Source organism: Proteus columbae, from assembly GCF_009914335.1.
Lineage (GTDB): Bacteria > Pseudomonadota > Gammaproteobacteria > Enterobacterales > Enterobacteriaceae > Proteus.
In genome coordinates this window covers 2,846,061-2,859,537 of record NZ_CP043925.1, presented here as the reverse complement: position 1 = coordinate 2,859,537, position 13,477 = coordinate 2,846,061, and the positions used below count along the sequence as shown (strand labels likewise).

Here is a 13,477-nt window from a genome sequence, read left to right as displayed (position 1 = left end):
ATGTTATTTTTTCTTCTTGCCTAAACTACCATCGATTCAGCTATGTTAATTACAATTTTTTCATTTTTTATAAAGAGAAAATAAATAATGAGAGGAGATTCGAAGATATAAAAAAAGCAGAATGCTAATTAGATTTTCATTTGTTGGTTGGAAGTTTATTAATGTTTTATTCTGGAATAAATATTTCATGAATTATTATTTCATTTTAATGAATAAAATGATTAGCAAGAAAGTAAAAAGATTAGGATTTTATTGTTAAATCATTAATCATGATAAAAAGTATGGTTATTTAAATGCAACTTTCATTCTATGAAAATGCAATATAAATACATGTATTACCACTTAATATTATCAATAAAAATTTAAGTTATAAAAAATAGTTTATTAAATAATAAAGTAAGTGATAGTGATCACGTTAATGTATCATTAATTATAAATAGTGTGATTTTTGTCCAAAATATACTATTGTTATATTACTAATCGTGTTTAACTGTTATATAAATTAGCGTGTAAATTGTACTATTTCCTGACGATAAGGGTTAAAGTATGTTCTCATCATTTAATGTTTTGATAATATTAAGAGGTTTCTTCAGATTGAAGAAATGGTTTAATATTGATTCTGAACTCGCCTTCTTCTTCCCTGAAAAATAATCCTTTTTTATATCCATCCAAAATAATTTAATACTCTTTTCCGTTTAATTTAAATGGGAAGGCTATTTTATTTATTTTTAATTTTATTATTTAATTTATATTAAAGGTATTATCATGGCTAAAAGAATCGTAGAACCATTCCGTATTAAAATGGTAGAGAAAATCCGTGTTCCTTCAAGAGAAGAACGTGAAGTTGCATTAAAAGAAGCAGGATATAACCCATTCTTATTACCAAGTCATGCTGTCTATATTGATTTATTAACAGACTCTGGTACTAACGCAATGAGTGATCACCAGTGGGCAGCAATGATAACAGGTGATGAAGCTTATGCAGGCTCAAGAAACTATTATGATTTAAAAGATAAAGCCAAAGAGTTGTTTAACTACGATTATATTATTCCTGCTCACCAAGGACGTGGTGCTGAAAATATTCTTTTTCCAGTATTATTAAAATATAAACAAAAAGATGGAAAAGCGAAAAATCCTGTATTTATTTCTAACTTCCATTTTGACACAACAGCAGCGCACGTTGAATTAAATGGCTGTAAAGCAATTAATATTGTGACTGAAAAAGCGTTTGATTCAGAAACCTATGATGATTGGAAAGGCAATTTTGATATTGCTAAATTAAAAGAAAATATTGCTAAACATGGTGCTGATAACGTTGTTGCCATTGTTTCAACAGTGACCTGTAATAGTGCTGGTGGTCAGCCTGTTTCAATGGATAATTTAAGAGAAGTTTACGAAATCGCAAAACAACACGGTATTTTTGTTGTTATGGACTCAGCGCGTTATTGTGAAAATGCGTATTTCATTAAACAGCGTGATCCTAAATATAAAAATGCGACCATCAAAGAAGTTATTTTAGATATGTATAAATATGCTGATGCATTAACAATGTCAGCGAAGAAAGATCCCCTGTTAAATATCGGTGGTTTAGTCTCAATTCGTGATAATGAAGAAGTATTCACATTAGCAAGACAGCGCTGTGTACCAATGGAAGGCTTTGTTACTTATGGTGGTTTAGCGGGTCGTGATATGGCAGCAATGGTACAAGGTTTAGAGGAAGGTACTGAAGAAGAGTATCTACACTATCGTATTGGTCAGGTTCAATATCTGGGTGATCGTCTACGTGAAGCGGGTATTCCAATTCAATATCCTACTGGCGGACATGCTGTTTTCGTTGACTGTAAAAAACTAGTACCGCATATCCCAGGTGATCAATTCCCAGCTCAAGCTGTGATTAACGCACTTTACTTAGAATCTGGTGTTCGTGCTGTTGAAATTGGTTCGTTCTTATTGGGTCGTGATCCTGCAACGGGAGAACAAAAACACGCAGATATGGAATTTATGCGTTTAACCATTGCGCGTCGTGTCTATACCAACGACCATATGGATTATATTGCTGACGCACTTATCGGTTTAAAAGAGAAGTTTAAAACGCTTAAAGGTCTCGAGTTCGAATATGAACCACCTGTATTAAGACACTTTACTGCTAGATTAAAACCTATCAAATAAATAATACTCCACAATAATAATGGCTCTCGTGCAATGCGGGAGCCCTATCCTTATTTCAGTAAGGACTAAAAAATGGAAAATAAGTCGGTAAATAAAGAACCCTCAATTATTGTAGGGGGATTTGTGTTGGGCGGCGCCATGATTGGTGCGGGAATGTTTAGCCTACCAACAATAATGTCTGGTGCTTGGTTTATTAACTCACTCTTTATATTATTTATTGTCTGTTTCTTTATGTTTCATTCGGGAATTTATATTCTTGAATGTATATCGAAATATGGCGCAGGAACAAACTACTTTCATATATCGAAAGAGTTATTACCTAAATGGGCGTGTTATCTCGCAAATGCCTCTTTGATATTTGTATTGTATATATTAATTTATGCTTATATCTCTGCTGCGGGTTCGATCATTTATGAAGCTTCATCATTATATGGCTTTAGTCTAAACCTTAGAGCGATATTCTTTGTATTTACCATAGTACTCGGAGCAACAATATGGTGGGGAGGCGCTTGTGCCAGCCGTTTAACCTCAATATTTTTATTTATTAAGATTGTTCTATTCGTATTAGCATTCTCGGGCTTATTCTTCAAAGCGAGAGGCGATTTATTATTTACTGCTACCTTTGAAGGCAAAAGTCAATTATATCTTTATCCTTTTATTTTTATCATCATTCCTTATGCTATAACCTCTTTTGGTTATCATGGTAATGTTTGTAGCCTTTATAAGCTTTATCATGAAAATGAAAGAAAGGTCGTGAAAAGCTGTATTATTGGTTGTGTGTTAGCACTGGTGATTTATTTGCTCTGGATGATTGGTACTATGGGAAATTTACCTCGTGAGCAATTTATTACCATTATCCAAAAAGGCGGTAACTTAGATGCCTTTATTGATTCTTTATACACTGTATTAAATAGTAAATATATTGAAGGCTTTTTATTATGGTTTTCTATTAGTGCCGTATTCTGTTCATTTTTAGGGGTTGCGATTGGTTTATTCGACTATATTTTAGCATCACTAAAATTTGAAGATAACAAAACAGGGCGCTTGAAATCTGGCGTTTTATGCTTCACTCCGCCTTTACTATTATGTTTACTTTTCCCTAATGGTTTCTTAATTGCAATTGCTTATGCAGGAACCGCGGCATGTGTATGGGCAATTATTTGCCCTGCGGTTATGGCGCTAAAAGCACGCCAGAAATTCCCAAACTCAGGCTTTAAAGTGTGGGGAGGCAATGGATTAATTTATGCTGTTATCGCTTTTGGTGCAGTGGGAATTATTTGCCAAACATTAGCACAGTTCGGTTTATTACCTATATATCGCTAATCAACCAAGATAATCAGGGAAAGAAAACCAGAGTAGCGCTATTGGATATACGTTATAATAACGTTAAGTTGTTATAATAACTGGACTATTCAATAGGTTGTCTATAATGGATAAAAAAAAGCTACATATTGCAGCGGGTATTATTTGTGATCAACACAATAATGTCTTTATCACCCAACGTTCTCTAAAATCGCATATGGGGGGATTTTGGGAATTTCCGGGGGGAAAATTAGAAGATAAAGAAACCCCAGAGCAGGCGCTAGTCCGTGAGTTACAAGAAGAAATCGGTATTGATGTAACACAATGCTCTCTTTTTGAAACGGTAGAGCATGATTTTCCAGATAGACACATTACGTTATCCTTTTTCTTAGTCACACAATGGGATAATGAGCCCTATGGTAAAGAGGGGCAAAAATTCAAGTGGATATCTATTGGATCGTTAAATGCTGATGATTTTCCGCCAGCTAACCGCACTATTGTGGCGTTATTGCAGAAGTAAGTAAAAGTAGAGTCGTGTTAAATAAGCGTTTATAAATAAAATAGCCACTCGATTGAGTGGCTATTTTTATGTTATTAATCAGAGTATTAAAAGTCTTTAGGCTCTTGTTGCGGAGCCTCGCTCCAATCATCACTGTCATTAATATCACTCTGGCTGGGAATACGTTTTGATTCATCCGCCCATTCGCCTAAATCAATAAGTTGGCAACGTTTACTACAAAAAGGACGATAAGGGCTGCTTTCATTCCAAACAACTTCTGTTTGACAGGTTGGGCATTTTACAATTAATTCTTCGCTCATTATCTCTCCTAGATTTCATTGGTGCGATTTATGCTCATATCAATAAACATAATGTTAGCAACAAGCAATCTCAAAAGGTAGCTCTAGAGGTACTGTTCCATTTTCACTATCAAGTGGTAAAAAGCGGATCGCATAGCGATTTTTATGCCCAGAGACTTGAGGATAGATTTGGTGATCAATGGCTATCTTAAGACGTAGCAATTCACCTTCTTCAGCGCTGTCTTGATAAAAACCACGGTGACTGAGCGCGGGCTTAAATGTATCTGATTGGCGAATAAGCATGAGCAAACTATTTAATGCATTTTGTAATGGCAATAAACCCGTTAACCAGCTTTGTAATCTTTCATCACGGGTTGTTTGAGGTAAGCTTAACCACAAATGTAATGCTGGCACATCAAAGTTACAGCATCCGCCAGGAATACTTAGGCGCTGTTTAACTAAACTGATGACTTTATCTTGTTTTAAATGCTGACCAATGCGAGGTGCTTGACTTAATACGGCTGCATTTTCAGCTAATTCATCAATAATTTGAGTGACAATCGCTTTATCAACATTAGGAAATGAAAGCCATTGCTGTAATTTTTTTTGTCTTTTTTCTAATTCTTTAAGTAATTCAGCGCGGATTTCGCCACGATCAAGTACTTCAATAAATTCTGATATCGCACGGAAAAACGAGAGTGCCGTGGGTAATGAATCAATTGCACTAAAACTGTTAATCTGAATCAATGAGTTTTCAATTCTAAGCCATGAACGCATTTTTTCATTGAGGGGATGTTCGAAGATGATTGTTGTGATGTCATCACTCATGGCAATTGTCCTGTAACGCTTGTTGAGCTAATTCTAAGTAATGCTGATGGAGTTGCTTAACTTTTCCAATCATATTTTGGCTATTATCGTGATTTTCAATAATATCATCAGCGACGGCTAATCGTTCCTGTCTTTGAGCTTGAGCTTTTAAAATATTGAGAACTTGCTCTCGACTTACGCCATCTCGTTTCATGGTTCTTTCTATTTGCTCTTCCTGTGTAACATCAACAACAAGAACGCGAGAGGCGAGATGCGTTAATTTATTTTCAATTAATAATGGAACAACCCAAATAAAGTAGGGCGCTGTAATTTGCTGTATCTGTTTTTGAGTCTCTTGCTGTATCAATGGGTGAAGAAGATTGTTAACCCAAGTTTTTTCTTCATTATTTTCAAAAATAATCTGGCGCAGCTGTGCTCGGTTTAACGAGCCATCGGGTAGCAAAATGCAACCACCAAAATGCTGATGCAATGCATTTAGTCCTAAGGAGTTCGGCTCTACCACTAATCGAGCAATAATATCAGCATCAACAAGAGGTACACCTAATGAGGCAAAAGCATTAGCAACGGTAGTTTTACCGCTGCCTATTCCGCCTGTAAGAGCAACCGTATAAGCCATTTGTGTTTATCTGTTTTTAATGAATTAAAATTTACTATTAGTCCAAGTATTCTAAAGCCTAATTTTGTTTTTATCACAAGATAATAACTGCAATATTTGGGTTTTATTCGGTTATTATGATAGATGATTTTCTGCTACCCTGACACCCTACCTCATAATATGTAATAGAATTGCCATCAATCAATAAGTTAGTGCAATACAGAGTAACAGCATGTTACTCATAAAACTTGTGATTCACTGTATAGTATCACCTAACTGTAATATAGGAAGATACATAGCAATGATTAATGTGCCAATAATCAATGCAATGACCGTCATTAGCATTGGTTCTAACCAAGCACTTATTGTCTTTAATTGCTCATTGAGTTGATGATAAAACCAATCACTCAATTGTTGGCAAAAATAGAGCAACTGTCCTGAGCTTTCAGCACAAATAATAAACTGATAACAAATAGGTGTAAAAAGAGGCTCATTCTTCATAAATAAGCTCAACGATTTACCTTGCATAATGTGATCACTCATTTGAGAAAGGATTCGCTTATAAATAGGGTGTGTAAGTTGTTCTGTTCCTATTTTTAAGCTTTGTAATAAAGGTAATCCTGCTTGTTGTGTAATACTGATTATCTGAAAAATAAGATGTAGCTGCTGATATTTTAAAAGTTTACCTAAATAGGGAAGATGAAGAAAGAGAGCTTGTTCAGCAAAATAAAAGGGTGATAAAGAGTAACGAATCAAACGATAAATAAATATTAACCCGATAAAGATAAACACTATCATGCAGATATAATCAGTAAGCCATTGTGAAAAATCAATAAGGGCGAGTGTTAAAAGAGGAAGTTCTGTATTAAAGGCGCTGTATAAAGATTGATATTCAGGTAAAACATAGAGCAACATAATACTGGTAATAAAAACTAATACAGTCAGTAAAAAAATAGGATATTTAAAAGCTTTTTTGATTCTTTTTACAATCTCTCGGTGTTTTTTTAACTGTATTATTTGCAGAGTAATCACTTCATCTAACTTTCCACTTTCTTCACCAATAAAAACAAAACGACTTAGTGAGGTTGGAAAATAAAGTGGATAGCGATTTAATTGTTTAGAAAGTGAGCCTCCTTGCATTAAGTTAAAAATAATATCTTCTAATACACATTGCCAATGTGAGTAACGACATTCATTTTTTAATAGTGTTAATGCAGGAAGAAGTGCTAAACCAGAACGAAGTAATAAAGCTAATTGTTCGAATAATTGAATTCGATATTGTTTATCAGCATCTTGAAATAAAACGATTTTATATAAACGGATTTTTATGGGAACTTTTTGTTGTTGAGTTAAGTTAATAAATGCTTCGTTATTAGAGGACGCCAGTATTTTTCCAGTGCACCATTCTCCTTGATAATTTAATGCATCATAGCGATAAATTAGCTGTAATCTCATTCAATATCTCCTAGCGTTTGATAAACCTCCTCAAGTGTTGTTATGCCTTGTTTAATTAATGAAAAACCTGAATAGAGTAGATGATAAAGGGATGAGTGTGTTTGCTTTGATGGTTCAAAGCATTCATAGATAGCCGTTCTTCCGTTATAGCCTGAACAGCATTGCTGGCAACCAACAGCTTGCCAATTTGGTAATTCGACCTCTTCTTTATTTATACTAATATGCTGTTTATTGGATAAGCATATTTTACAGTGAGGGCACAAACAACGAACTAATCGTTGTGAAATAATTAAACTAACACAGGAATGAATAAGATCTTTTTCAATCCCTAAGTTATATAGACGCATTAATGTGGATGACGCCGAATTAGTATGTAAGGTTGATAATACAAGGTGCCCTGTTTGCGCTGATTTTATTGCCATTTCAGCAGTAGATTGGTCACGTATCTCACCTACCATTATAATGTCAGGATCTTGGCGTAGTAATGCTCGTAATATTGTCGTAAATGAGATCCCTGATTTTTCAGAAATTTGAATTTGATTAATACCTTTTAGAGGTAATTCAATCGGATCTTCAACACTATTTATATTTAGGTTCTCTTTATTTAAATAGTGTAAACAACTATACAAAGTGAGTGTTTTTCCGCTTCCCGTTGGCCCTGTGACTAAAATCATTCCTTGCGGTAAATTTAAATATTTCTTTAATAGCGTTAAATGCGAGGGTTGAAAACCTAGATGATTTAATTCTGGTTGTTGTAAATTATTTATAAGTCGTAAAACAACTTTTTCACCATACAGCGTGGGGAGTGTCGCTATTCGTATTGAATAGTTTTTTTCATTATAAGACCAACTAAATTGCCCATCTTGAGGTAACCGCTTTTCTGCAATATTTAAGTTAGCAAGTACCTTTAATCGAGTGACTATTCCTTCAGAGAATTCATCTGGAGGAGATGATAATAGATATAAGTGATTATCTATTCTGGCGCGAATTCTTACACTGGTTTGTTGAGGCTCTATATGTAAATCAGAGACGCGTTTTAAAATACTTTCACGTAATAAATGCTCAATAAATTCTGTTGCAGAGTGTGTGATATCCATTCTTCACCTCTTTATACTTTTTGATTTATCTGCGTTGTCTTCAATATTTAAAGTGTGTAATAGGAACACTTAATATAAGTGCTCCTTTATATCTAACGCACTAATATGATTTTAAAATCTCACTGCACTGTTTTTGCAACGTAAGATTTGCTGCTGAACATTGTGTTTTCCATACTGGAATAAGGTCGTTAACTCCTTTCTCTGGCGACATTGTGATCGTCAGACCATCAAGTTGTGATTTTCCGGTTGCACTAATCACACCGTTTAACACATTAATATCGGACAAATATCGACTACGAAATTGTTGCGGCATAAAGGTTGAATCAGAATTACAGTGTTGAGGATCGTTTTCATAGCGACATAATTCTATCGCAGAACGATAGGGCGACAGTGTTTGCAATACATCGGTTAATGCTGCTTTTTGGATATAACCTTGATAGGCAGGAATAGCAACAGAGCTTAAAATCGAGATGATAGCAATCACAATCATAAGCTCCATAAGGGTAAAACCATTTTCATTAGAGTGATAATTAAGTACATTCATTTAGCGTCCTCCTTGAGTAATAAACACTAGTAGTATGAAAAAAAAGGACTTTATTGGCGAATAGATAAAATAAAATTTGAGTAAAATATCGAAAAGAAAAAGGAGAGATACATAGTTAATCTTTATTATTGAGGGAAAGTTCGCATTTATTGATGAGTATGCGTTAATAACATTATTGATAATGGCTAAAACAAAATAAAAGAGGGTTGATGTGGAAATTAAACAAGGTTGGCTAATCGATGCTAGACAAGTTCCTTCACCTAATCATGATAAGAGACCCGAAGGTGAGCAGCCTTCTTTATTAATTGTTCATAATATCAGTTTGCCTCCTGGCCAATTTGGTGGACCTTATATTGATCAGCTTTTCACCAATACATTATCAGAGCAAGACCATCCTTTTTTTAGTGAGATTGTTAGCTTAAGAGTGTCGGCTCATTGTCTTATTCGTCGTGATGGAGAAATTGTGCAATATGTGCCTTTTACTGAGAGAGCATGGCATGCTGGTGTTTCTTTATATAAAGGCAGAGAAAAATGTAATGATTTCTCTATTGGTATTGAGCTTGAAGGTACTGATGAATGCGATTTTACCCAGCAGCAATATCAACAATTAGTGAAGATAACTCAATCGCTTATTACTCTTTATCCTGCTATTGAAGAAAACATTACTGGGCATAGTGATGTTGCACCAAATAGAAAAACCGATCCAGGACCTCACTTTGATTGGGCTTATTACCGCAGTTTGTTAACAAAATAACCACCCAAATTGAATTTAAAGCTACTAATTATGAATTTAAATTCAAAATAATATTGCTGTCACGCTTCAGTTTGACTGTTTATGTGTTTAAAAAACGTTAAAAAATTTATTTTTAGCGTTTCTGTGTAATGCGATCTAGTTATCAATTTTGATGAATTTTTAAAATAATTTGTTAAAATTTGCAGGTTTTTATGATTTCGCTCAACAACTGTATGGACAGTTAGTGAATACTTTGTTACTTTATTATTCGTTATATTAAATTGGTATTACCAATTGACAACTCAATCACTAAGGTAATAGTTATCCAATAATGGCTTCCAGCAATATGGCTTATACAAAAATCCGCCAACCTAAGCTTTCTGATGTTATTGAGCAACAGCTTGAACATCTGATTTTAGAAGGTACTCTGCGCCCAGGCGAGAAACTCTTACCTGAGCGTGAACTGGCAAAACAATTTGACGTATCTCGCCCTTCATTGCGTGAAGCAATCCAAAAATTAGAAGCTAAAGGATTTTTACTCCGTCGCCAAGGCGGTGGTACTTTTGTTCAGCATAATCTCTGGCAAAGTTTTAGTGATCCTTTAGCTCAACTGCTTAGCGGGCATCCCGAATCTCAATTTGATCTTTTAGAAACTCGTCATGCACTGGAAGGTATTGCTGCATATTACGCTGCATTACGTGGTACTGATGAAGATCTTGAACGTATCAAAGCTAGCCATGATTGCATTTTGAAAGCCCATGAAGAGGGTGATTTAATCGCTGAGTCTGAAGCTGTATTGCAATATCAATTAATTGTTACGGAAGCTGCTCATAATGTCGTTTTATTGCATCTATTACGATGCATGGTGCCAATGCTTGAGCAAAATATCCGCCAGAATTTTGAGTTTCTTTACACTCGTAAAGAGATGTTAACAGCAGTAAGTGAGCATCGTAGTCAGATTTATCAGGCTATTATTAATAGAGAGCCAGAAGCTGCGCGTGAAGCATCACATCGCCATTTGGCCTTTATTGAAGATGTTTTGTTGGATATGAGTCGTGAACATACTCGCCGTGAGCGCTCTTTGCGCCGGCTACAACAACATCCTGATTTATTTTAGTAGCACAGATCCTGACCGCTGAGTCTGTACTATCTATCGCCCTGTGATTTTCAGGGGAAGCGGTAATAACAGCAGGGCCTATCTTCCCGTCATATCAGATGGGTAGAACGGGAAGATAGGCTCCCATAACCATTAAAAACAGATAACAGATAAGGAATACACCATGTCAGATATGCTGAAAAATGACGTGGATCCGATCGAAACTCGCGACTGGTTACAAGCGATCGACTCGGTCATCCGTGAAGAAGGTGTTGAACGTGCACAGTTCCTGATTGATCAGGTATTAAAACAAGCCCGTAATGGTGGTCTTAATATCGCTTTAGGCGGTTCTGTACACAGTGATTATATCAATACCATTCCTGCTGAAGATGAACCCGCTTACCCTGGCAATCTGGAATTAGAGCGTCGTATTCGTTCTGCTATTCGCTGGAACGCAGTAATGATGGTTCTGCGTGCATCCAAAAAAGATTTGGAACTCGGCGGACACATGGCGTCATTCCAATCTTCTGCAACTTTATATGAAGTGTGCTTTAACCATTTCTTCCGTGCGCAAAATGAAACTGATGGTGGCGACTTGGTTTACTTCCAAGGTCATATCTCCCCAGGTATCTATGCACGTGCATTCTTAGAAGGTCGTTTAACAGAAGATCAATTAAACAACTTCCGTCAAGAAATTGGTGGTAAAGGTTTATCTTCTTATCCGCACCCTAAATTAATGCCTGAATTCTGGCAGTTCCCAACAGTTTCTATGGGTCTGGGGCCACTATCTGCAATTTATCAGGCTAAATTCCTGAAATATTTAAATCATCGTGGCTTGAAGAACACCACTGCACAAACTGTGTATGCGTTCTTAGGTGATGGTGAAATGGACGAACCAGAATCTAAAGGTGCTATCACTATTGCTGTTCGCGAAAAATTAGATAACCTGTGCTTCGTTGTTAACTGTAACTTACAGCGCCTTGATGGCCCTGTGACAGGTAACGGTAAAATTGTTAACGAACTAGAAGGTATCTTCGCAGGTGCTGGCTGGAACGTTATCAAAGTGATGTGGGGCGACCGTTGGGACGAACTGCTGCGTAAAGACACTTCTGGTAAACTCGTTCAATTAATGAACGAAACACTGGATGGTGACTACCAAACGTTTAAATCTCGTGATGGTGCTTACGTTCGTGAACACTTCTTCAATCGCTACCCAGAAACTGCTGCATTAGTTAAAGACATGACTGATGACGAGATTTGGGCATTAAACCGCGGTGGTCACGATCCGAAGAAAGTCTTTGCTGCATTCCAAAAAGCAAAAGAGACTCAAGGTAAACCAACTGTTATTTTAGCTCAAACCATCAAAGGTTATGGTATGGGTGAAACGGCAGAAGGTAAAAACATCGCTCACCAAGTTAAGAAAATGAACATGGATGGCGTTCACCATTTCCGTGATCGTTTCAATATTCCTGTTGCTGATGAGCAAATCAAAGACCTGCCTTATATTACTTTTGACAAAGAGTCAGAAGAGTACAAATACCTGCACGCACGTCGTCAGGATTTAGGCGGTTATCTACCAGCTCGTCGTCCTCGTTTTGAAGAAAAACTGGATATCCCAACACTGGAAGATTTCAGCCAATTACTGGAAGAACAATCTAAAGAGATTTCAACAACTATCGCATTCGTTCGTGCTCTGAACGTGATGTTGAAAAACAAATCTATCAAAGATCGTTTAGTTCCAATTATTGCTGACGAAGCACGTACTTTCGGTATGGAAGGTCTGTTCCGTCAAATCGGTATTTATAGCCCGAATGGCCAACAATATACGCCTCAAGACCGTGAGCAAGTTGCTTACTATAAAGAAGACGTTAAAGGTCAGATTCTGCAAGAAGGTATCAACGAGCTGGGTGCTGGCGCATCTTGGTTAGCGGCTGCAACATCTTACAGCACTAACAATCTGCCAATGATCCCATTCTATATCTACTACTCAATGTTTGGTTTCCAACGTATTGGCGACTTATGCTGGGCAGCAGGTGACCAACAAGCACGTGGTTTCTTAGTAGGTGGTACTTCAGGTCGTACAACACTTAACGGTGAAGGCTTACAGCACGAAGATGGTCATAGCCATATTCAATCGCTGACTATCCCTAACTGTATCTCTTATGATCCAGCATTCGCTTATGAAGTTGCTGTTATCATGCAAGACGGTTTAGAGCGTATGTATGGTGATAAACAAGAAAACGTTTATTACTACATCACTACACTGAACGAAAACTACCATATGCCAGCAATGCCAGCCGGTGTTGAAGAAGGTATCCGTAAAGGTATCTACAAACTGAAATCACACGAAGGTGCGAAAGGTAAAGTTCAGTTACTGGGTTCAGGTTCTATCCTGCGTCACGTTCGTGAAGCAGCAGAAATCCTGTCTGCTGAATACGGTATTGGTTCTGATGTTTATAGCGTAACTTCATTCACTGAATTGGCTCGTGATGGTCAAGATTGTGAACGTTGGAACATGCTGCACCCATCAGAAACACCACGCGTACCTTACATCGCTCAAATTATGAATGATGCGCCAGCTGTTGCGTCTACTGACTACATGAAATTGTTCGCTGAACAAGTTCGTACTTATGTACCAGCAGATGATTACCGCGTATTAGGTACTGATGGTTTCGGTCGTTCTGATAGCCGTGAAAACCTGCGTCACCACTTCGAAGTTGATACTTCTTATGTGATTGTTGCTGCATTAGGTGAATTAGCTAAACGTGGTGAGATTGATGTGAAGGTTGTTGAAGAAGCAATCAAAAAATACAACATCAACCCTGAAAAAGTAAACCCACGTCTGGCGTAAGAGGTAAAG

At 36.6% G+C, this 13,477-nt stretch carries 13 protein-coding genes; 7 read left to right on the top strand and 6 right to left on the bottom strand.

Annotation, left to right across the window (positions count from 1 at the left end):
* Positions 1–546: 546 nt before the first annotated feature.
* The 4 genes from tnaC (at position 547) to mutT (ending at position 3,991) form a co-directional block, all read left to right on the top strand.
* Complete coding sequence (gene tnaC / locus F1325_RS19565) at positions 547–651, top strand: tryptophanase leader peptide (protein ID WP_071788547.1); 105 nt, start codon at positions 547–549, stop codon at positions 649–651.
* Between the two features lie 114 nt (positions 652–765).
* Positions 766–2,169, top strand: coding sequence for a tryptophanase (locus F1325_RS13635; protein WP_160230579.1), 1,404 nt, complete (start codon positions 766–768; stop codon positions 2,167–2,169).
* Between the two features lie 72 nt (positions 2,170–2,241).
* Positions 2,242–3,492: an aromatic amino acid transporter gene (locus F1325_RS13630; protein WP_109371124.1), complete on the top strand. Its 1,251-nt coding sequence runs from the start codon at positions 2,242–2,244 to the stop codon at positions 3,490–3,492.
* Positions 3,493–3,598: 106 nt separating this feature from the next.
* A complete protein-coding gene (gene mutT / locus F1325_RS13625) occupies positions 3,599–3,991 on the top strand; it encodes an 8-oxo-dGTP diphosphatase MutT (protein ID WP_160230578.1) in 393 nt (130 codons plus the stop codon).
* An 86-nt stretch (positions 3,992–4,077) separates the two neighbouring features.
* Here mutT and yacG read toward each other — a convergent pair whose 3' ends face one another.
* From yacG to ppdD, 6 genes are all read right to left on the bottom strand, one after another.
* Positions 4,078–4,290 carry a DNA gyrase inhibitor YacG gene (gene yacG / locus F1325_RS13620; protein ID WP_088494938.1) on the bottom strand — a complete coding sequence of 71 codons (213 nt, stop codon included), beginning with the start codon at positions 4,288–4,290 and terminating at the stop codon, positions 4,078–4,080.
* A gap of 54 nt (positions 4,291–4,344) precedes the next feature.
* The gene (gene zapD / locus F1325_RS13615; protein ID WP_109371120.1) at positions 4,345–5,097 is read right to left on the bottom strand and encodes a cell division protein ZapD; all 753 of its coding nucleotides are present in this window, start codon (positions 5,095–5,097) and stop codon (positions 4,345–4,347) included.
* On the bottom strand, positions 5,090–5,713 hold the full coding sequence (coaE, locus tag F1325_RS13610; protein WP_109371118.1) for a dephospho-CoA kinase: 624 nt from the start codon (positions 5,711–5,713) through the stop codon (positions 5,090–5,092). Before coaE ends, zapD begins: the two co-directional genes overlap by 8 nt.
* Positions 5,714–5,947: 234 nt before the next feature.
* Positions 5,948–7,147: a type II secretion system F family protein gene (locus tag F1325_RS13605; RefSeq protein ID WP_109371116.1), complete on the bottom strand. Its 1,200-nt coding sequence runs from the start codon at positions 7,145–7,147 to the stop codon at positions 5,948–5,950.
* Entirely contained in the window at positions 7,144–8,244 is a 1,101-nt protein-coding gene (locus F1325_RS13600; protein ID WP_109371114.1) for an ATPase, T2SS/T4P/T4SS family, read from the bottom strand. Before F1325_RS13600 ends, F1325_RS13605 begins: the two co-directional genes overlap by 4 nt.
* A 100-nt stretch (positions 8,245–8,344) precedes the next feature.
* Positions 8,345–8,788 carry a prepilin peptidase-dependent pilin gene (gene ppdD / locus F1325_RS13595; protein ID WP_109371112.1) on the bottom strand — a complete coding sequence of 148 codons (444 nt, stop codon included), beginning with the start codon at positions 8,786–8,788 and terminating at the stop codon, positions 8,345–8,347.
* A 211-nt stretch (positions 8,789–8,999) separates the two neighbouring features.
* On the opposite strand from ppdD, the gene ampD reads away from it, so the two are divergent.
* From ampD to aceE, 3 genes are all read left to right on the top strand, one after another.
* Positions 9,000–9,542 (top strand): 1,6-anhydro-N-acetylmuramyl-L-alanine amidase AmpD, encoded by a 543-nt coding sequence (ampD, locus tag F1325_RS13590; protein ID WP_109371110.1) that lies wholly within the window; start codon positions 9,000–9,002, stop codon positions 9,540–9,542.
* 325 nt (positions 9,543–9,867) lie between these two features.
* Positions 9,868–10,638, top strand: coding sequence for a pyruvate dehydrogenase complex transcriptional repressor PdhR (gene pdhR / locus F1325_RS13585; protein WP_109371481.1), 771 nt, complete (start codon positions 9,868–9,870; stop codon positions 10,636–10,638).
* A gap of 163 nt (positions 10,639–10,801) precedes the next feature.
* Positions 10,802–13,468 carry a pyruvate dehydrogenase (acetyl-transferring), homodimeric type gene (aceE, locus tag F1325_RS13580; protein ID WP_109371108.1) on the top strand — a complete coding sequence of 889 codons (2,667 nt, stop codon included), beginning with the start codon at positions 10,802–10,804 and terminating at the stop codon, positions 13,466–13,468.
* Positions 13,469–13,477: the final 9 nt, after the last annotated feature.